Here is an 18,267-nt window from a genome sequence, read left to right as displayed (position 1 = left end):
CCGCGCACGCGGTGCCGGGCCGACTCGGGCGGTCACGCCCCCGGGCGCACCGGGATGCTGGTGAACGTCGGGGCGGGGGCGGGATCCGTGAAGAAGTCGTTGCCCTTGTCGTCGACGACGATGAAGGCCGGGAAGTCCTCGACCTCGATCTTCCAGACCGCCTCCATGCCGAGCTCGGCGTACTCGACGACCTCGACCTTCTTGATGCAGTCCTGCGCCAGGCGGGCCGCCGGCCCGCCGATCGAGCCGAGGTAGAAGCCGCCGTGCGCGGCGCACGCGTCGGTGACCTGCTTGGAGCGGTTGCCCTTGGCGAGCATGACCTTGGAGCCGCCAGCCGCCTGGAACTGCTCGACGTAGGAGTCCATGCGGCCGGCGGTGGTCGGGCCGAACGAGCCGGAGGCGTAACCCTCGGGGGTCTTGGCCGGGCCCGCGTAGTAGACCGGGTGGTCGCGCAGGTACTGCGGCATCTCCTCGCCCGCGTCCAGCCGCTCCTTGATCTTCGCGTGCGCGATGTCGCGGGCGACGACCAGCGGGCCGGTCAGCGACAGCCGGGTCTTGACCGGGTACTTGGACAGCTCCGCCAGCACCTCGTCCATCGGCCGGTTGAGGTCGACGCGCACGACGTCCTCGTCCGACAGGTGCTCGTCGGTGGTCTCCGGCAGGTACTTCGCCGGGTCGGTCTCCAGCTGCTCCAGGAAGACGCCCTCGGCGGTGATCTTCGCGACGGCCTGGCGGTCGGCGGAGCAGGACACGGCGATGGCGACCGGCAGGGAGGCGCCGTGCCGGGGCAGCCGCACCACGCGCACGTCGTGGCAGAAGTACTTGCCGCCGAACTGCGCGCCGATGCCGATCTTCTGGGTGAGCTCGAAGACCTTCTCCTCCAGCTCCTTGTCCCGGAAGCCGTGGCCGGTCGGGGAGCCCTCGGCGGGCAGCTCGTCCAGGTAGTGCGCGGAGGCGTACTTGGCGGTCTTCAGCGCGAACTCGGCGGAGGTGCCGCCGACCACGATCGCCAGGTGGTACGGCGGGCAGGCGGCCGTGCCGAGCGAACGGATCTTCTCCTCCAGGAACTTCATCATGGAGGCCTCGTTCAGGACCGCCTTGGTCTCCTGGAAGAGGAAGGACTTGTTGGCCGAGCCGCCGCCCTTGGCCATGAAGAGGAACTTGTAGGCGCCGCCGTCGGTCGCGTACAGCTCGATCTGCGCGGGCAGGTTGGAGCCGGTGTTCTTCTCCTCCCACATGGTCAGCGGGGCCATCTGGGAGTAGCGCAGGTTGAGCTTGGTGTAGGCGTCGAAGATGCCGTGCGACAGGGCCTCCTCGTCACCGCCCTGCGTGAGCACGTTCTGGCCGCGCTTGCCCATCACGATCGCGGTGCCGGTGTCCTGGCACATCGGCAGCACGCCGGCCGCGGCGATGTTGGCGTTCTTCAGCAGGTCCAGGGCGACGAAGCGGTCGTTGGGGGAGGCCTCGGGGTCGTCGAGGATGCGGCGCAGCTGGGCGAGGTGCGCGGGGCGCAGGTAGTGCGAGATGTCGTGCATCGCCTCGGCGGCGAGCTTGCGCAGTGCCTCCGGCTCCACCTTGAGGAAGGTCCGCCCGTCGGCCTCGAAGGTGCTGACGCCCTCGGAGCTGATCAGGCGGTACGGGGTGGTGTCCTCACCGAGGGGGAGCAAGTCGGTATAGGCAAACTCGGGCATAAGGGACATCCTCACTGGCGCTGCGTCATAGAAGCCCAACAAGCGTAGAGCGTGTGCGGGGTGCCGGATGTGTGAGGTGACCCTCACTGGCCCTAGTCGCGATCTATCGCGTTTGTGTACGGTAGTCGGGTGGATGAGTCGTCGCTCCAGAAGCGTGAACAGCACCCCGTGCGCCCCGTGGCCGAAGCCGATATCCGCGCGTCCGACGCGGACCGCGACCGGGTGGCGGACATTCTTCGCGATGCCCTCGCGGAGGGGCGCCTGACCACCGAGGAGCACTCCGAGCGGCTCGACGGGGTCTACGCGGCCAAGACCGTCGGCGAACTGGAGCCGTACGTCCGCGACCTCCCCGCGGGGCGCGCCACGAGCGCGCCCGCCCCGTCTCCGGGGGCGCACCACTGGGTGCCCGACGGCTCCGGGGAGACCCCGAACCTGATCGGCATCCTCGGCGGCGCCGAGCGCAGGGGCCGCTGGCGGGTCGGCTCGAAGATCAACGCCGTCGCCATCATGGGCGGCGTCGTGATCGACCTCACCGAGGCCACCTTCACCAGCCCCGAACTGGTCATCAACTGCACCGCCATCATGGGCGGCATCGAGATCAGGGTTCCCGAGAACGTCACCCTCCACGGCGGCGGTGTCGTGGGCATCATGGGCGGCTCCGACGTCAAGGCGTACGAGGCGCCCGACCCGAACGCCCCGGTCATCAAGGTGCAGGGCTTCGCCTTCTGGGGCGGTGTCGAGGCCAAGCCGCGGCGCGGCAAGCGCGTGAAGAAGAAGGGGCTCGGCCCCGCCGAACTCGACGGCTGACCGCGGTCGACCGCGGCTCGCCACGGCGCGGCCCGATTGGGCCGCGCACCGGCGCCGCCCGCCCCGGCTCGCGGTGACGGGCCGTCGGCCGACCCGCCGTCGCGGCCGACCCCGCGGCCGACCTCGCGACGTGCCGCGCGGCGGCCCCCGGCGACCGCGCGTCGACCGGACCCCGGCGCGGCGTGCCGGGCCCAACTCCCCTGCCGGGAAAGGGCGGTCACCATGGCGCGGCTTCCGGGCGGGCGGCCGCGGGGGATCCCCACACGGCGGACCCGGTGCCCGGGGCGCGCCCGACACGGTGCGCATGAACCCGCGCACAGCGGGTAGGGCAAGGGGACACGTCGCTCGCCGCAGCACTCCTCACGCCGACAGACCCGTGGAGACGCACAGGCGCCACAGCGACGGGCAAGGGTGACACCAGCCGAGCCGTCGTCAGGAGTATCCCGTGCTTCAACCGATCGAGCCCCCGGCAGCCTCCAGGTCCTCCCTGAGTCACCCCCGGGACCTGGGCGGCCCATGGCACTCGGAGGCGGCGTGCCGCAGTGACGAGGCGGGTCTGTTCTTCGCGCCGTCGAAGGAGCCGACCGCGGCGCGGCTGTCCCGGGAGGAGGCCGCCAAGCGGGTCTGCGCGCGCTGCCCGGTGATGCTGGAGTGCCGGGAGCACGCGCTGATGCAGCCCGAGCCCTATGGCGTGTGGGGCGGGATGACCGCCGCGGAGCGCCGGGTCGTACTGGCCCGGCGCCGGCGCCGTGAGGCGGAGCTGCAGCGGCCGGGCACGCGGATCGCCGCGGCGGGCTGAACGACGAAAGGGGCCGGGACCCCGCCGGTGCGGCGGGGTCCCGGTCTCTCGTGGGGCGGCGCGCGGCGCGAACCGCGGTGGTTCAGCGCGCGCGGTCGAAGTCGATGGTGCTGTAGGCGCGCAGCTTCGACAGCCGGTGCGTGGAGTCGATCTGGCGGATCGTGCCGGACTTCGAGCGCATGACCAGGGACTGGGTGATCGCGGTCTCGGCGCGGTACCGCACTCCGCGCAGCAGCTCGCCGTCGGTGATGCCGGTGGCGACGAAGAAGACGTTGTCCCCCTTCACCAGGTCGTCGGTGTGCAGGATCCGGTCGAGGTCGTGGCCCGCGTCGAGGGCGCGCTGCTTCTCGGCGTCGTCCTTCGGCCAGAGCTTCCCCTGGATGGTGCCGCCGAGGCACTTGATCGCGCAGGCCGCGATGATGCCCTCCGGCGTGCCGCCGACGCCCATCAGCATGTCGACGCCGGTGCCCTCGCGGACGGCCATGATGGCGCCGGCCACGTCGCCGTCGGAGATGAACTTGATCCGCGCGCCGGTCTCCCGGATCTCCTTGGCGATGCCCTCGTGGCGCGGGCGGTCGAGGATGACCACCGTGACGTCCTCGGGGGCGCTGCCCTTCGCCTTGGCGACCCGGCGGATGTTGACCGAGGGCGGGGCGGTGATGTCGACGTAGTCGGCGGCCTCGGGGCCGGTGACCAGCTTGTCCATGTAGAAGACGGCCGAGGGGTCGTACATCGCGCCGCGGTCGGCGGCGGCGAGCACCGCGATGGCGTTGGGCATGCCCTTGGCGGTCAGGGTGGTGCCGTCGATCGGGTCCACGGCGATGTCGCACTCAGCGCCGTGGCCGTCGCCGATGCGCTCGCCGTTGAAGAGCATCGGTGCTTCGTCCTTCTCGCCCTCGCCGATGACGACGACGCCGTTCATCGACACGGTCGAGACGAGGGTGCGCATGGCCTTGACGGCCGCGCCGTCCGCGCCGTTCTTGTCGCCGCGTCCGACCCAGCGGCCGGCGGCCATGGCGGCGGCCTCGGTGACCCGGACGAGTTCCAGGGCGAGGTTGCGGTCGGGGGCCTCGGGGTTCACCTCGAGCTGCGGCGGCAAGTTGTGGTTTTCGTGCTGCTCGGTCATCACAGCGCACCTTTCTGTACGAGGACGGCCGGGATAAGAGGGTCTTACGACCTTATCGGGCCCCCGCCAGGATGAGCAGGGCAGCTGTCACATGAGCGGATTTCCTCCGGGCACGACCCGGGGGCCGGGACGGTCCGGGGCATGGGGGACGATAGGGGGCGTGGCAAAGAAGCGCGGCACGGAAACACTGCGGGACATGGTGCTCTCGCTGGCGGCGATCGGGGTCGTCGCCGCGGTCATCTGGCTCTTCATCCCGCATGACGAGAACCACGATCCCGTCAAGGCGGTCGGCTACCGGGTCGAACTCGACCAGGCGCGGCGCGACGCGCCGTACCAGGTGGCGGCCCCGGAGGGGCTCGGCAAGGAGTGGCGGGCGACCTCGGTGACCTACCAGGCCGCCGACCCGAAGGCGGTGCGGTGGCACCTGGGATTCGTCGACCCCGCCAACGAGTACGCGGCCGTCGAGCAGAGCAATGAGGCCGCGGAGAAGTTCGTCGCAAAGATGAGTCACGAGGCCGAGCGGGTGGGCACGCGCACCGTCGGCGGCGAGACCTGGCAGCGCTACGAGGGCCCCAAGTACGACGCGCTGGTGCGCGAGGAGGGCGGGGTGACCACGATGGTCACCGGTACGGCCCCGATGGCCCGTCTCGCGGAGCTGGCCGCCGCGCTCGAGGCGCGCGGCGGCGGGCAGGGCTGAACGGCTGCACCGCCGCCGGCCGTGGCCGGCGGCGGTGCCGGTTCGTCCTCGGGCGGTGGCCGTCAGACGGTGGTGACGACCTCGTTGTAAGCCAGGCGCGGGCCGCGCTCGCGCCAGGCCCGCTCGCCCGGCTTGCCGATGTTGACCACGGCGAGGACGGAGTGGTCGCCGTCGGTGAAGAACTCCTTGTCGATCGCCTCGGCGTTGTAGCCGGTCATCGGGCCGGCGGCCAGGCCCGCGGCCCGTACGCCCAGGATGAAGTAGCCGACCTGCAGCGCGGCGTTGAAGGACGCGGACCTCTCGCGCACCGGGCGCTCGCCGAAGAGCACCTCCTTGGCCTGCGGGAAGGCCGGGAACTGGTCCGGCAGCTCCTCGTGGAACTCGTTGTCGGCGGCCAGGATCGCCACCAGCGGCGCGGCGGCGGTCTTCGCCCGGTTGCCCTCGTTCATGTGGCGCACCAGGCGCTCGCGGCCCTCCGCGGAACGCACCAGCACGATGCGCAGCGGCTGCTGGTTGTAGGCGGTGGGGGCGTACTTCACCAGGTCGTACACGGCCTGGACCTGCTCGTCGCTCACCGGCTCGTCGGTGAAGGTGTTGGCGGTGCGGGCGTCGCGGAAGAGGAGGTTCTGGGCGGCGGTGTCGAGCTGGAGGCTCATCGGGTACCTCTGCGGTGATCGGGGGGTCCGCCCCAGTCGGGGCGCGGTGGGGACATGCGCTCCAACATAGATGAATTTTCAACCATTCCCGGGGTGACCCGTGACGGGGCTCACGCCGTCCGAGACCCGCTCACCCGCTCACCCGGTCAATCCCCCTCCGGCGCCTTCGGCCCCTCGTCCGCGCCGTCGCCGGAATCCTCCGCCAGGGCCGCGTCCAGCCGGGCACGGGCGCCCTCCAGCCAGTCGCGGCACACCTTGGCGAGCTGCTCCCCCCGCTCCCACAGGGCGAGGGACTCCTCGAGCGTGGAGCCGCCCGCCTCCAGACGGCGAACGACGTCGACGAGCTCGTCCCGGGCCTGCTCGTACCCCAGCGTGTCCTGATCTGCCATGGCACCAGCCTAGGGCCGCCCTCCGACAGGGCGGCCGGGCGCGCGGTACCCGGCCCGCGCCGAGGCGCGGGACACGGATTGCGGCGGGGTCAGCGCGTGACGCGGACGGTGAACTCGCCCTCGGCCACCCGGGCCCGCAGCTTCTCCTCCTCGGCCACCTCGCCGGCGGCGCGCACGACCTGCCCGTCCTCGCGCTGCAGCACCGCGTACCCGCGCTGCAGCGTGGCGGCGGGCGAGAGCGCCAGGACCCGCGCCCGGGTGTGCGACAGCTCGTCGTCCGCGCGGTCCAGACGGTGCCGCAGATGGCGGCGGGAGCGCTCCAGCAGGGCCGCGACCTGCTCCTCGCGCTCGGCCACCATCAGATGCGGGCGTGCCATGCAGGGCCGGCTCACCGCGGCGGCCAGGCCCCGCTCCTCCCGGTCCAGCAGCCCGCGCATCACCCGCAGCGAGCGCAGGCGCAACTGCTCGACCCGGGCCAGCTCCTCGCCCACGTCCGGCACGACCCGCTTGGCCGCGTCCGTCGGCGTCGAGGCGCGCAGATCGGCCACCAGGTCCAGCAGCGGGGTGTCCGGCTCATGCCCGATCGCCGACACCACGGGCGTACGGCACTCCGCGACCGCCCGCACCAGCCGCTCGTCCGAGAAGGGCAGCAGATCCTCCACGCTGCCCCCGCCGCGCGCCACGATGATCACGTCGACCTCGGGGTGGGCGTCCAGACCGCGGACCGCCTCGATCACCTGCGGCACCGCATACGCCCCCTGGACGGGCACGTTGCGCACCTCGAAGCGGACCGCGGGCCAGCGCAGCCGCGCGTTCTCCAGCACATCCCGCTCCGCGGCCGAGGCCCGGCCGCAGACCAGCCCGATCAGCTGCGGCAGGAACGGCAGCGGCCGCTTGCGCGCCGGCGCGAACAGCCCCTCGCCCGCCAGCCGCTTCTTCAGCTGCTCCAGCCGCAGCAGCAGATCGCCGACGCCTATCGGACGGATCTCCGCCGCCCGCAGCGACAACTGGCCGCGCGGCGCGTACCACTCCGGCCTGGCGTGCACCACGACCCGCGCGCCCTCGCCGACCGCGCCGTCGAACGCGTCGAAGTCCGCACGGCGGCAGGTCACGCTGAGCGAGATGTCGTACGACGGATCGCGCAGCGTCAGGAACACCACGCCCGCACCCGGGCGCCGTGACAACTGGGTGATCTGCCCCTCGACCCACACCGGGCCGAGCCGGTCGATCCACCCGCCGATCAGCCGGGACACCTCGCCGACCGGGATCGGCGTCTCCGCGGACGTGTTCACAGCCATACGCCGAGACTAGCCCCCGCCACGGACAGTGACGCCCCTCCCGCCGGGGCCGGCCGGCCCCGGGGTCCGCGCGGCGCCCGACCCGAATGGCGCGCCCCGCTGTCGGCCAGCCGCGCGGCCGGGCACGCTGGAGGTGGCCCACTGTCGTCGCCGTCTCCGGTGTCTCCGGTGTCACCGGTAGGTCCTGGGAGGTCCCCATGCGCCGACCCCGCCGGTACGGCTACCCCCCGTCCGAACGCCCGCCGCGCGTCAACGCCGGTTTCCGCGTCGGCCGCTACGGTCCCGGCTGCGGCTGCTTCAGCTGCCTGCCCCTCGCGGGCGCCGCGCTCGCGACGGGATGGGCGCTCGCCGCGCGCCGTGCCGCACGGGGTCCGCGGCGCTGCCGCTGAGGCCCGCGCATCCGTTCCGCCGTCCCCGCCCGGTCCGCGTGGCCGGGGGGCCGCTCCCGCGCGCCCCGCGGCGCTCCGGAAGCGCCTCCGCGACCCCCCGGTGGATCACCCGGGGCAGCGCTCGGGCCCCTGCCGGGGCCCGTACGATGGGCGCATGACCGCTACGACTTCCCGCCGCGTCCTGCTCGCCGCCCCGCGAGGCTACTGCGCGGGTGTGGACCGTGCCGTGATCGCCGTCGAGAAGGCCCTGGAGCAGTACGGGGCCCCGATCTACGTCCGCCACGAGATCGTCCACAACAAGTACGTCGTGCAGACCCTGGAGCGGAAGGGCGCGATCTTCGTCGAGCAGACGGAGGAGGTGCCCGAGGGGTCGATCGTCATGTTCTCCGCGCACGGCGTCGCCCCGGTCGTCCACGAGGAGGCCGCCAAGGGCCGGCTCGCCACGATCGACGCGACGTGCCCGCTGGTCACCAAGGTCCACAAGGAGGCCGTGCGGTTCGCCAAGGAGGACTTCGACATCCTCCTGATCGGCCACGAGGGCCACGAGGAGGTCATCGGCACCTCCGGCGAGGCCCCCGAGCACATCACGCTGGTCGACGGACCCGCCGATGTCGCCAAGGTCGAGGTCCGCGACCCGTCGAAGGTCGTCTGGCTCTCCCAGACCACGCTCTCCGTCGACGAGACGATGGAGACCGTCGACGCCCTCAAGGAGAAGTTCCCGCAGATGATCTCGCCGCCCAGCGACGACATCTGCTACGCCACGCAGAACCGCCAGCTCGCCGTGAAGCAGATGGGTGCCGAGGCGGACCTCGTCATCGTCGTCGGCTCGCGCAACTCCTCGAACTCCGTGCGCCTGGTGGAGGTCGCCAAGCTGGCCGGTGCCCGCGCGGCGTACCTGGTGGACTTCGCCGACGAGATCGACGAGGCCTGGCTGGAGGGCGTCTCCACGGTCGGCCTCACCTCCGGGGCCTCCGTGCCCGAGGTGCTCGTCGAGCAGGTGCTGGAGTGGCTCTCGGCCCGGGGCTTCGAGGACGTGGAGATCGTCAAGGCCGCCGAGGAGTCGATCACCTTCTCGCTGCCGAAGGAGCTCCGCCGGGACCTGCGCGCCGAGGCCGCCGAGCTGATGCGGGGCGGTACCTCCGAGGGGTGACCGACGGTGCCACGTCGTAGCGTTGGGGCATGAGCGTTTTCGGTGTGGACATCGGCGGATCGGGCATCAAGGGCGCCCCGGTCGATCTCGGGCGTGGCGATCTGGCGGAGGAGCGCTTCAAAGTGCTCACTCCGCATCCCGCGACCCCTGACGCCGTCGCGGAGTGCGTCAAGGAGGTCGTCGACCACTTCGGCTGGACGGGCCCGGTAGGGGCGACGTTCCCCGGAGTGGTGACCCACGGCATGACGCGGACCGCGGCCAACGTCGACAAGGGCTGGATCGACATGGACGCCGCCGGGCTCCTGTCGCAGAAGGTCGGCTGCGCGGTGACGCTGCTCAACGACGCGGACGCCGCGGGCCTGGCGGAGATGGAGTACGGGGCAGGCCGCGACCGCAAGGGCACGGTCATCGTGCTCACCCTCGGCACCGGCATCGGCAGCGCCCTGTTCATCGACGGCAGGCTGGTGCCCAACACCGAGTTCGGCCACCTGGAGCTGAACGGCCACGACGCCGAGAAGCGGGCCTCCACCAAGGTCAAGGACGACGAGGGCCTCACCTGGGAGCACTGGGCCAGGCGCCTGCACAAGTACCTGGCCCACGTCGAGATGCTGTTCTCGCCCGAGCTGTTCATCCTCGGCGGCGGGGTGAGCCGCAAGGCCGACAAGTTCCTGCCCCTGCTGACCGGGATCAGGGCCGAGATCGTCCCGGCGGCGCTCCAGAACAACGCGGGCATCGTGGGCGCGGGCATGGCCGCCGCCGCGACCCGCTCCTGACGACGACAGGGCAACGGCCACCACCGCCGGCGACGCAATGGCGACGTCCGACGGTGGTGGCCGGCGCTGTATCCGGCGCGGGCGGCGCTCAGCGGCGCCGTTCGCGCATCACATAGGCCACCTTCCGTGCGGCCGCGATCAGCGCGGCGCAGACCGTGCCCCCGTACAGCCAGCCGGTCTGGGTGGCGAGACCGGTCAGCAGGCCCATCAGATGGCCCGTGAAGCCCCCGCTGTCGCCGTCGGCCGTCACGGCCAGGGCGAGGGTGAAGGCGATGGGCGCGCTGACCGGCGCCGCCGACAGGTCGTAGGGCCGTACGAAGAGGCCGGCGGCGATGCAGGCCAGCAGGAAGACGACCCCGAAGAGGAGCCCCGGCTCGCCTGTGATCAGCGAGTCCGCGGCACCGCCGGCGAGCGCGGTCAGCGTGATGAACACGCCCGTGCCCAGACCGGTCAGCCGGGGCTCCGTCCGCCGCAACCGCGCCACCCGCAGCAGCAGCGGCCCGCGCGGCAGGCCGCCCCGGACGGCCGTCGCGCCCTGCGGGCGGCGCTGCGGGCGTACGGGCCGCGGCAGCCGGGAGGCTGCGGAGGGGGCACCGCCGTTCTTGTGGGGTGTGCGCGCACTGTGTTGCTCCACGCACCCAACGTAGGCGCCGAGGAGGGTGAAAACGGGGGCAGGACACGACTTTTCACCGCCTCAGGGGGCAGCCGGGGGCCGCGGCCGGTCCGGGGGCCCGTCCGTTCCGTAGACTGGTGGATCGGTCCGCCGATCGCCCCGCCCGGGCGTGGCGGCCCTTCCACCCACCTCTCGCTACGGGAAGTCGCCACGTGTCGCTCACGATCGGAATCGTCGGCCTGCCGAACGTCGGCAAGTCGACCCTGTTCAACGCCTTGACCAAGAACGACGTGCTGGCGGCCAACTACCCGTTCGCCACGATCGAGCCCAACGTCGGTGTCGTCGGCGTCCCGGACCCCCGCCTGGACAAGCTCGCCGAGATCTTCGACTCGCAGCGCAAGCTCCCGGCGACCGTCGACTTCGTCGACATCGCGGGCATCGTCCGCGGCGCCAGCGAGGGCGCCGGCCTGGGCAACAAGTTCCTCGCGAACATCCGCGAGTCCGACGCGATCTGCCAGGTCATCCGGGCCTTCGTCGACCCGGACGTGGTCCACGTCGACGGCAAGGTGTCCCCCAAGGACGACATCGAGACGATCAACACCGAGCTGATCCTCGCCGACCTGCAGACCATCGAGAAGGTCCTGCCGCGGCTGACCAAGGACGCGCGCCTGCAGAAGGAGAAGGCGGCGGTGCTCGCCGCCGTCCAGGAGGCCCAGCAGATCCTCGAGGACGGCCGCACCCTGTTCTCCGCCGGCATCACCGCCGGCACGGAGAAGGCCGGCCTCCTGCACGAGCTGCACCTGCTGACCACCAAGCCCTTCCTCTACGTCTTCAACGTCGACGAGGACGAGCTGACCGACGACGCCTTCAAGGCCGAGCAGCGCGCCCTGGTCGCCCCGGCCGAGGCGATCTTCCTCAACGCCAAGATCGAGTCCGAGCTGATCGAGCTGGACGACGAGGAGGCCCTCGAGCTGCTGCAGTCCATGGGCCAGGAGGAGCCCGGCCTCGCCACGCTCGCCCGGGTCGGCTTCGACACCCTCGGTCTGCAGACCTACCTGACCGCGGGCCCCAAGGAGGCCCGCGCCTGGACGATCAAGAAGGGCGCCACCGCCCCCGAGGCCGCCGGTGTCATCCACACCGACTTCCAGAAGGGCTTCATCAAGGCGGAGATCGTCTCCTTCGGCGACCTGGTGGAGTGCGGTTCCATCCCCGAGGCCCGCGCCAAGGGCAAGGCCCGCATGGAGGGCAAGGACTACGTCATGCAGGACGGCGACGTCGTGGAGTTCCGCTTCAACGTGTGATTCGACAGCGGATCCCACATCCCCTGCGACGTGCGGGCCGGGCCTTCCGGGGTCCGGCCCTTCGTCGTCCCGTAGGTCACAGCACGGCGACGGAAACCGCGCACCGGCCGGAGCCGGGGGCGCCGGGCGCCACCATGGCGGGCATGCGTACACGCCTCAGCGCCGGAATGCTCATCGCGGCCGTGCTCCTCGCGGTCCCCGCCTGCAGCTCCGGCACCGACGAGTCCAGCGGCAAGCCCGACGGAGGTGCCACGCCGTCCGTCGAGGCGTCCGGTTCGAAGGTGCCGGACATCGGCGAGGGCATCCCCGAGGAGCCGACCGGGGCCAAGCGTGCCGCGCTCCTCGCGGCGCTCAAGGCCCTCGACCCGGCGCTGGCCGCCGACGCGGACAAGGCCGTCGGCAACGCGCGCCAGCAGTGCGCCACCATCACCGGCGGCGGCAACGCGGTGGCCGCCGCCCAGTCGCGCTTCGGCGGCGCCGGCCACCGGATCACCGAGGAACAGGCGAAGGCCATCAACGAGGTGCTGGAGAAGACGCTCTGCACGTCGTCCTGACGCACCGGCCCCCTCGGCGGGCGACCCGGTCTACGGGGACGGGGCGGCGGCCACGGGGTTGACGCTGTCGAAGCAGACCAGCCCCCGGGCCTCGGACAGGAAGAAGGAGCCGCTGTAGGCGTCCGCGGTGATCTCGGTGTCGAAGGAGCCGCTCCGCAGCCACCGCGCGTCCGCCGGGAGGAAGCCGGCGAGCCGGTCCGGGAGTACGGGCAGGTGCGCCGGGCTGAAGGCGTGGCGGGCGGTGAGCGCGGCGAACCGGCCGTCGACGAGGGCGGCGACGCCGACCACCCGGATGTCGGACGGACCGGGAACCCACCTCCCGTCGTTGCCGCCCACGAGGTCGTACCCCAGCCAGTGGGCGCCGTGGAGCCGCCCCAGCAGCGGGAACCGCCGTTCCAGCGGGGCGGCGTCGGTTCGCACCGGCCCCTCCGCGGCCTTGCGCCGCTCCGCCTCCGGACGCCGTGAGGCGCACCCGGTCGCGAGCAGTGCCGCACCCGCGGCCAGTACCGTCCGTCGTGCCGTCATGCGCCCGTCCCCTGACCGCCCGCGTCGATCGCGGGGTTGTCCACTGCCGCCCAGAAGGCGTCGTCCGGCTCCGGCGGCAGCGGAGGGCAGCCGAGGTCGGCGTGAAGCGCGGCGCGCCAGCCGGGGGAGATCCGGGAACGGACGTCGGCCGTCCTCACCAGCGCCCGGTGCGGCAGGTCGGTGAGGAGCAGTACGAGGCACAGCACGGCCTGCCCGCGGACGCCGTCGTGGTGGGCGGACGCCTCGCGGCGGACCTGGCGCAGCCTGAGCCCGAGCGGACCGGTCCCGGTGAGTCCGACGGGCCGGCCGCCGCCGAGGGCGTCCAGGGCCGCGGCGACCTCGGGGTACCGGGCGAGGCCCGTCTCGTCGGCCAGCCGCCGCATCTGGCGGGCCGCGGCGGTGGCGACCGTCCCGCGCGGCAGCGTGGCCACCAGCGCGCCGAGAGCGCCCAGCCTGCGCACGTGGACGGCACGCAGCGGCTCCGCGGAGCCGCTCGGCGGCAACGGCGGCAGTGAGGCGTCGTCGGCGGAGGGCAGCGGGTCCGACGGATCGCCCCACGCGGGGTGGGCGCGCTCGGAGTCGTCCCACTCCAGGATGCCGTCGTTGACGACGGGCCAGGTCCGGCCGCCCTGGAAGGGCAGCCCGCGCTCCAGGCTGTCCGCCACGTCGCTCAGGTACGCACCCAGCGACGGGGCATGGCCGAAGTCCGTGCCGGACTCGTCGAAGAAGCGGCCGACCGCGCCGAAGGACGGGCCGGGACGGCAGTCCACGGTCAGGCCGTCCGCGGTGATGACGTAGGAGGCGAACTGCACGAAGTGCCGGTGCCAGTAGGCGCCGTCGTCCTCCTCGTCGTCCGCGTCCTCGTCGAGTACCTCGGTCAGCATGCCGCGCAGGAACCCGGACCGCTCCTCGCACCCGCCTGTGCCGAGCAGGCGGTCCTGCGTCGGCAGGGAGAAATCCCCGGCCGCCCCGTCGTGCCGGCGCAGGGTGGCCACCAGGTCCGGCGGGAAGGTGATGCCCATGCGCCGCTGCACCGCGGCGACCTCCTCTTCCGACGCGGGCGGGCGGAGCAGGGCGAAGGTCGCCGGGGCGTGGGCGGCAAGCCACACGTCGATGCGGTCCCATGCCTGTTCGGCCGCGGCTGCGGACATCGTGGCTCCCCCCCTCGGGCGTCTGTACCCGGCCGCGGCAAGCGTAACGGCGGCCGCCGACCGCGCGGGGAACGGTTCGGGATATATTCGCGCGGCTGTTCGCCACGCCGACCGTCCCCGAGGAGCCGTTCGTGCAGCCGCCGCCGTATCCGTACCACCCCCAGCCGCCGTCGCTCCCGCCCGGGTCGCGGCGACCGCCGCTGAACGGGTTCGCGATCGCGGCGCTGCTGTCCGGGCTCCTGCTGTGCATGGTCCCGCTGGTCGGCGTCGTCCTGGGGGCCATCGCGCTGACGCAGATCAACCGGACGGGCGCGCGCGGCAGGCGGATGGCCCAGACCGGCCTGGTGCTGTCGCTCATCGGCACGCTGGTCTGCGGCGTCGTGCTCATCGGGGGAGGGGGCCTCCTGACGGACTTCAAGCAGGGCGCGGGGGGCGGGGCGTCGGACCGCGGCGGCCTCTCGCTCGACGAGGGCGACTGCTTCGAGGTTCCCGGCGGCGGCCTGGAGCGTGCGACCGGCGCCATGGAGTCCGTGCCCTGCGCGGCGGAGCACGCCGGCGAGGTGGTCGGGGTCTTCCGGCTGGACCAAAGCGGGGGTTTCCCCGGCGACGCGGTGCTCCGGGACCTCGTGGAGGACCGCTGCCGGGGCCTGGCCGACGGCTACGCCATGGACACCTGGGCGGTGCCGGCGGACGTCAAGGTCTACTACTACTCACCGGACCGGAAAAGCTGGAAGCACGGCGACCGCGACGTGACCTGTGTCTTCGGCAAGGAGCAGGGCACTCTCGAGGGCTCGCTGCGGCAGGACGCGAGCATGCTTGACCCCCACCAGGTCGCCTATCTGGAGGCCGTCAACGCCCGGGAGGAGGCCATGGCCGCCGGGCCGGACACGGAGCACGTCGAGGACGACCTCGAGGGCTATCGGAAGTGGGCGGGAGAGGTCACGCGCGCCCTGGCCGAGGAGGCCCGCGCGCTCGACGGCCACAGATGGCCGGCCGACGCCGGGAAAGCGGTCACCGCGCTCGTGGCGGAGGCCGGGAGGGCGCGCACGCACTGGGAGAAGGCCGCCGCGGCGGAGGACGCCGACGCGTTCTACGAGCACTACGAGGCCGCGGACTCCCACACCGGCCGCGACCACGCGGTCAGGGCACGCGAGGCGCTGGGGCTGGCCACGAGGGTCGCGGCGGCGAACCCTTCGGTGTGATCAGCCCGGACTCGTAGGCGTAGACGACCAGTTGGGCGCGGTCGCGGGCGCCCAGCTTGGTCATGGCCCGGCTGACGTGGGTCTTGGCGGTCAGCGGGCTGATGACCATGCGCTCGGCGACCTCGTCGTTGCTGAGCCCCCGGGCGACGAGCGCGAGCACCTCGCGCTCCCGGTTGGTCAGCGCCTCCAGGCCCGCCGCGTGCGTGGCGTCCGGCGGCCGGGAGACGAACTCGCCGATCAGTCTGCGGGTGATGGCGGGCGAGAGCAGGGCGTCGCCGCGTTCGGCGACGTGGATGGCCTGGACGAGGTCGGCGGGCTCGGTGTCCTTCAGCAGGAAGCCGCTGGCCCCGGCGCGCAGCGCGTCGAAGACGTACTCGTCCAGGCCGTAGTTGGTCAGGATGACCACGTGCACCCCGGCCAGCCGCGGGTCGGCGGCGATCAGCCGGGTCGCGCCGATCCCGTCGAGCACCGGCATCTGGACGTCGAGGAGGACGACGTCGGGCACATGACGCCGGGCGAGTTCGACGCCCTGCTGCCCGTCGCCCGCCTCGGCCACGACCTCGATGCCCTCCTCGGCGTCGAGGAGGGCGCGGAAGCCGGCCCGCATCAGCGCCTGGTCGTCGACGATCAGCACGCGGATCACGACACACCCTCCAGCGGCACCCCGGCCGGATCGCCCTCGGCCCGGGCCCCGGCCGACGGCAGCGCTTCCAGGGGGAGTTCGGCCCGTACGGTGAAGCCGCCCTCGGGGCGCGGCCCGGTCCTCAGCCGCCCGCCGAGCGCGCTCACCCGCTCCCGCATCCCGGTCAGCCCGACCCCGGGCACCGGGCCGTCCCCGGGGGAGGCCGTGCCGTCGTCGTCGATCTGGACGACCAGTTCCCGGTCGCCGTACTCGATGCGGACGGCGGCGCGCGGCTGCGGCCCGGCGTGCCGGGTGACGTTGGTGAGGGCCTCCTGGACGATGCGGTAGGCGGCCCGGTCGACGCCGTCGGCCAGCGGGCGTTCGCGTCCGGTGACCGTGACGCTGGTCGGCAGCCCGGCCGTGCGGGAGCGCTCCACCAGGTCCTCGATCCGGTCCAGGCCGTAGCCGCCGCCGGTACCGCGCAGCACCTCCAGGGTCGCGCGCAGCTCCCGCATCGCCTCGCCGCTCGCCTCCTGGATCGCCAGCAGCGCCTCGGGCACCTCCTCGCCGCGCTTGCGGGCCAGGTGGACGGCGACGCCGGCCTGCAGCTTGATGATCGAGATGCTGTGGGTGAGCGAGTCGTGCAACTCCCGGGCGATCCGCAGCCGTTCCTCACCGGCCCGGCGCAGCGCGGCCTCCTCCCGGGTGCGTTCGGCGTCCAGTGCGCGTCGCTCCAGCTGCTCCAGATACGCCCGCCGGTGCCGGCTCACCACCGCCATGGCGACCGAGGCCAGGAACCAGCCGAGCAGCAGGGCGGTGGACTGCGCCGCCGTCGGCGCGGGCTGCCCGGAGGCGAGGTAGCCGGCCAGGAAGGCCAGGGCCGACAGCTGTACCGGCAGCCGCTTCCCGCCGGCCCTGACCGCCATGTGCACCGCGACCAGTACGGGGAAGGCCGCCGAGGGCCCGGGGTGCACCCGCAGCGCGTACGCCAGCATGCAGCCGGTGCAGAGCAGGAGTGCCGCCGTGGGCCGGCGGCGGCTCCCGGCCACCGCCAGCGCACCCACCAGGGCGAGCGCGAGGTCGAGGGCGCCGGAGGGCCGCGGCACCCCGGGCAGCAGCAGGACGTCGGCGGCCAGGACCGCGCCCAGCGCCCCGTCGAAGGCGGCGCCCCGCCACCCCCGCAGCCCGGCCCACCCCTGACGCCCGATCAGCGTGCCACCCATGCGGGCACCCTACGCCGCCCCGCGGGGCGGCACGTCCTCCCCGAAGACGGCTCCGGGGCTACTCCCGGCGGAGTAGTCCCGCCCGCGGCCCCGGCCACCGGAGCAGAGGCGGCTCACTTCCCCCGTACGACGACCCGGACACCCCGCGGCGGCCAGGATCGAGCGGTCGAGAACGCCGTTCGTCCAGAAGCCGTCAGCGAGGAGGCCCGGCCATGGCCACGCCTTTCCGTCTCACCACTCCCGCGCCGCCCGGCGACGCCACGGGCCGGACCGCCGAGGTCTACGCCCAGCTGGCCGCCGACTTCGGCATCGGGCGCGCACCCACCTTCGTGGCGCTGTCCGCGGCCCCCGACCTGCTGGCGGCGACCTGGGCCGTGCTGCGGGAGTCGCTGCTGGCCGGCCGCGCCTCGCGCACCGACAAGGAGCTGGTCGCCCTGGGGGTGTCGGCGGCGAACCGCTGCCCGTTCTGCGTGGACGCGCACACCGTCCTGCTGCACGCCACCGGTGACCACCGGCTCGCCGAGACGGTCGCCCGCGGCGGCACACCCGACGACCCCGCGCGGGCCGCGATGGTGGCCTGGGGCAGGGCGACCGCGATCCCCGGTGGGCCAGGGGCGGCGGCGCGTCCCTTCGCCCCGGCGCACGCCCCGGAGTTCGTCGGCACCGCGCTGGCCTTCCACTTCGTCAACCGCATGGTGTCCGCCCTGCTGACCGAGGACATGCTCCCCGGCGGGCTGCAGCGGCTGCGCCTGGTGCGCAGCCTCGGCGGCCGGGCGCTGGCCCGTACCGTCCGCAAGTCGCTGCCGGCCGGCGCCAGTCTGCCGCTGCTGCGCGGACCGGTCGGGCCGACGCCGGAGTGGGCCGCGGACGCTCCGGTGGGCACCGCCTTCGCCGCGCTGCGGCGGGCCGCCGCCGTGGGCGCGCAACGGGTCGGCGAGGCGGCCCGCGAGGCGGTCGTGGCCGCTGTCGACGCCTGGGACGGCACGCATCCGCCGCTCGGCGGCGACTGGACCGCCGTGCCGCTCGCCGGGGTCCCGGCCGCCGAACGCCCCGCCGCCCGGCTGGCGTTGCTCGCCGCTCTCGCCCCGTACCGGATCACGCAGGCGGACGCCGAGGCCTGGCGCACCGCCGACCCCGACCCGTACGACGCCGACCTGGTGCGGGTGCTGGCGTTCGGGGCGATGACCGCGGTGGGCCGGATCGAAACCTCCGTTCACGAGGCTTTGCACCGCCCCAGGTTGACAGCCCATTGACAGACCCACGACGATGCGTGGTGCCACTGGGGCCGATGAGCCCCGTGT

At 73.3% G+C, this 18,267-nt stretch carries 20 protein-coding genes; 10 read left to right on the top strand and 10 right to left on the bottom strand.

Features of this window, described 5'->3' with window-relative positions:
* Positions 1-32: 32 nt before the first annotated feature.
* A complete protein-coding gene (locus AB0F62_RS33560) occupies positions 33-1,691 on the bottom strand; it encodes a fumarate hydratase (RefSeq protein ID WP_361808153.1) in 1,659 nt (552 codons plus the stop codon).
* 129 nt (positions 1,692-1,820) lie between these two features.
* Between AB0F62_RS33560 and AB0F62_RS33555 the strand changes: the two genes are divergently transcribed.
* Both AB0F62_RS33555 and AB0F62_RS33550 read left to right on the top strand, forming a co-directional pair.
* The gene (locus tag AB0F62_RS33555; protein ID WP_361808150.1) at positions 1,821-2,498 is read left to right on the top strand and encodes a DUF1707 domain-containing protein; all 678 of its coding nucleotides are present in this window, start codon (positions 1,821-1,823) and stop codon (positions 2,496-2,498) included.
* A 457-nt stretch (positions 2,499-2,955) separates the two neighbouring features.
* Entirely contained in the window at positions 2,956-3,297 is a 342-nt protein-coding gene (locus AB0F62_RS33550) for a WhiB family transcriptional regulator (protein WP_361808157.1), read from the top strand.
* A gap of 82 nt (positions 3,298-3,379) precedes the next feature.
* On the opposite strand, the gene glpX is transcribed toward AB0F62_RS33550, so the two are convergent.
* Positions 3,380-4,423 carry a class II fructose-bisphosphatase gene (gene glpX, locus AB0F62_RS33545; RefSeq protein ID WP_361808147.1) on the bottom strand — a complete coding sequence of 348 codons (1,044 nt, stop codon included), beginning with the start codon at positions 4,421-4,423 and terminating at the stop codon, positions 3,380-3,382.
* A gap of 160 nt (positions 4,424-4,583) precedes the next feature.
* On the opposite strand from glpX, the gene AB0F62_RS33540 reads away from it, so the two are divergent.
* Positions 4,584-5,120 carry a DUF4245 domain-containing protein gene (locus AB0F62_RS33540; protein ID WP_361808144.1) on the top strand — a complete coding sequence of 179 codons (537 nt, stop codon included), beginning with the start codon at positions 4,584-4,586 and terminating at the stop codon, positions 5,118-5,120.
* A 62-nt stretch (positions 5,121-5,182) separates the two neighbouring features.
* Here the strand turns inward: AB0F62_RS33540 and AB0F62_RS33535 are convergent, their stop codons facing one another.
* From AB0F62_RS33535 to xseA, 3 genes are all read right to left on the bottom strand, one after another.
* Positions 5,183-5,776 (bottom strand): malonic semialdehyde reductase, encoded by a 594-nt coding sequence (locus AB0F62_RS33535; protein WP_361808141.1) that lies wholly within the window; start codon positions 5,774-5,776, stop codon positions 5,183-5,185.
* Between the two features lie 146 nt (positions 5,777-5,922).
* Positions 5,923-6,165, bottom strand: coding sequence for an exodeoxyribonuclease VII small subunit (locus AB0F62_RS33530; RefSeq protein ID WP_361808138.1), 243 nt, complete (start codon positions 6,163-6,165; stop codon positions 5,923-5,925).
* Between the two features lie 89 nt (positions 6,166-6,254).
* Complete coding sequence (xseA, locus tag AB0F62_RS33525; protein ID WP_361808135.1) at positions 6,255-7,463, bottom strand: exodeoxyribonuclease VII large subunit; 1,209 nt, start codon at positions 7,461-7,463, stop codon at positions 6,255-6,257.
* A 197-nt stretch (positions 7,464-7,660) separates the two neighbouring features.
* Between xseA and AB0F62_RS33520 the strand changes: the two genes are divergently transcribed.
* The 3 genes from AB0F62_RS33520 to ppgK all read left to right on the top strand — a co-directional run bounded on the left by AB0F62_RS33520 (position 7,661) and on the right by ppgK (position 9,775).
* Entirely contained in the window at positions 7,661-7,852 is a 192-nt protein-coding gene (locus AB0F62_RS33520) for a hypothetical protein (protein WP_361808132.1), read from the top strand.
* 154 nt (positions 7,853-8,006) lie between these two features.
* Positions 8,007-9,002 carry a 4-hydroxy-3-methylbut-2-enyl diphosphate reductase gene (locus AB0F62_RS33515; protein ID WP_361808129.1) on the top strand — a complete coding sequence of 332 codons (996 nt, stop codon included), beginning with the start codon at positions 8,007-8,009 and terminating at the stop codon, positions 9,000-9,002.
* A gap of 29 nt (positions 9,003-9,031) precedes the next feature.
* On the top strand, positions 9,032-9,775 hold the full coding sequence (gene ppgK / locus AB0F62_RS33510) for a polyphosphate--glucose phosphotransferase (RefSeq protein WP_361808126.1): 744 nt from the start codon (positions 9,032-9,034) through the stop codon (positions 9,773-9,775).
* 88 nt (positions 9,776-9,863) lie between these two features.
* On the opposite strand, the gene AB0F62_RS33505 is transcribed toward ppgK, so the two are convergent.
* Positions 9,864-10,409, bottom strand: coding sequence for a DUF6542 domain-containing protein (locus tag AB0F62_RS33505; protein WP_361808123.1), 546 nt, complete (start codon positions 10,407-10,409; stop codon positions 9,864-9,866).
* 191 nt (positions 10,410-10,600) lie between these two features.
* Between AB0F62_RS33505 and ychF the strand changes: the two genes are divergently transcribed.
* Positions 10,601-11,689, top strand: a complete 1,089-nt coding sequence (gene ychF / locus AB0F62_RS33500; protein WP_361808120.1) for a redox-regulated ATPase YchF — start codon at positions 10,601-10,603, stop codon at positions 11,687-11,689.
* A 143-nt stretch (positions 11,690-11,832) separates the two neighbouring features.
* Positions 11,833-12,243 (top strand): hypothetical protein, encoded by a 411-nt coding sequence (locus tag AB0F62_RS33495; protein WP_361808117.1) that lies wholly within the window; start codon positions 11,833-11,835, stop codon positions 12,241-12,243.
* Positions 12,244-12,273: 30 nt separating this feature from the next.
* Here AB0F62_RS33495 and AB0F62_RS33490 read toward each other — a convergent pair whose 3' ends face one another.
* Together AB0F62_RS33490 and AB0F62_RS33485 are read right to left on the bottom strand one after the other, a co-directional pair.
* Complete coding sequence (locus AB0F62_RS33490) at positions 12,274-12,768, bottom strand: hypothetical protein (RefSeq protein ID WP_361808114.1); 495 nt, start codon at positions 12,766-12,768, stop codon at positions 12,274-12,276.
* Positions 12,765-13,919, bottom strand: a complete 1,155-nt coding sequence (locus AB0F62_RS33485; protein ID WP_361808111.1) for an SMI1/KNR4 family protein — start codon at positions 13,917-13,919, stop codon at positions 12,765-12,767. The genes AB0F62_RS33490 and AB0F62_RS33485 overlap by 4 nt, the downstream gene beginning before the upstream one ends.
* A gap of 131 nt (positions 13,920-14,050) precedes the next feature.
* On the opposite strand from AB0F62_RS33485, the gene AB0F62_RS33480 reads away from it, so the two are divergent.
* Positions 14,051-15,121, top strand: a complete 1,071-nt coding sequence (locus tag AB0F62_RS33480; protein ID WP_361808107.1) for a septum formation family protein — start codon at positions 14,051-14,053, stop codon at positions 15,119-15,121.
* On the opposite strand, the gene AB0F62_RS33475 is transcribed toward AB0F62_RS33480, so the two are convergent.
* Both AB0F62_RS33475 and AB0F62_RS33470 read right to left on the bottom strand, forming a co-directional pair.
* A complete protein-coding gene (locus AB0F62_RS33475) occupies positions 15,060-15,764 on the bottom strand; it encodes a response regulator transcription factor (protein WP_361808104.1) in 705 nt (234 codons plus the stop codon). The two genes, AB0F62_RS33480 and AB0F62_RS33475, sit on opposite strands and share 62 nt — an antisense overlap.
* Entirely contained in the window at positions 15,761-16,966 is a 1,206-nt protein-coding gene (locus tag AB0F62_RS33470; RefSeq protein WP_361808101.1) for a sensor histidine kinase, read from the bottom strand. The genes AB0F62_RS33475 and AB0F62_RS33470 overlap by 4 nt, the downstream gene beginning before the upstream one ends.
* 212 nt (positions 16,967-17,178) lie before the next feature.
* Here AB0F62_RS33470 and AB0F62_RS33465 point away from each other — a divergent pair, with 212 nt between their 5' ends.
* Complete coding sequence (locus AB0F62_RS33465) at positions 17,179-18,219, top strand: carboxymuconolactone decarboxylase family protein (RefSeq protein ID WP_361808097.1); 1,041 nt, start codon at positions 17,179-17,181, stop codon at positions 18,217-18,219.
* Positions 18,220-18,267: the final 48 nt, after the last annotated feature.

The organism is Streptomyces sp. NPDC026673 (genome assembly GCF_040638135.1).
In the GTDB taxonomy this organism is placed as follows: domain Bacteria; phylum Actinomycetota; class Actinomycetes; order Streptomycetales; family Streptomycetaceae; genus Actinacidiphila.
Note: the sequence above shows the minus strand (reverse complement) of the source record. Positions and strands in the feature narration are given on the sequence as shown.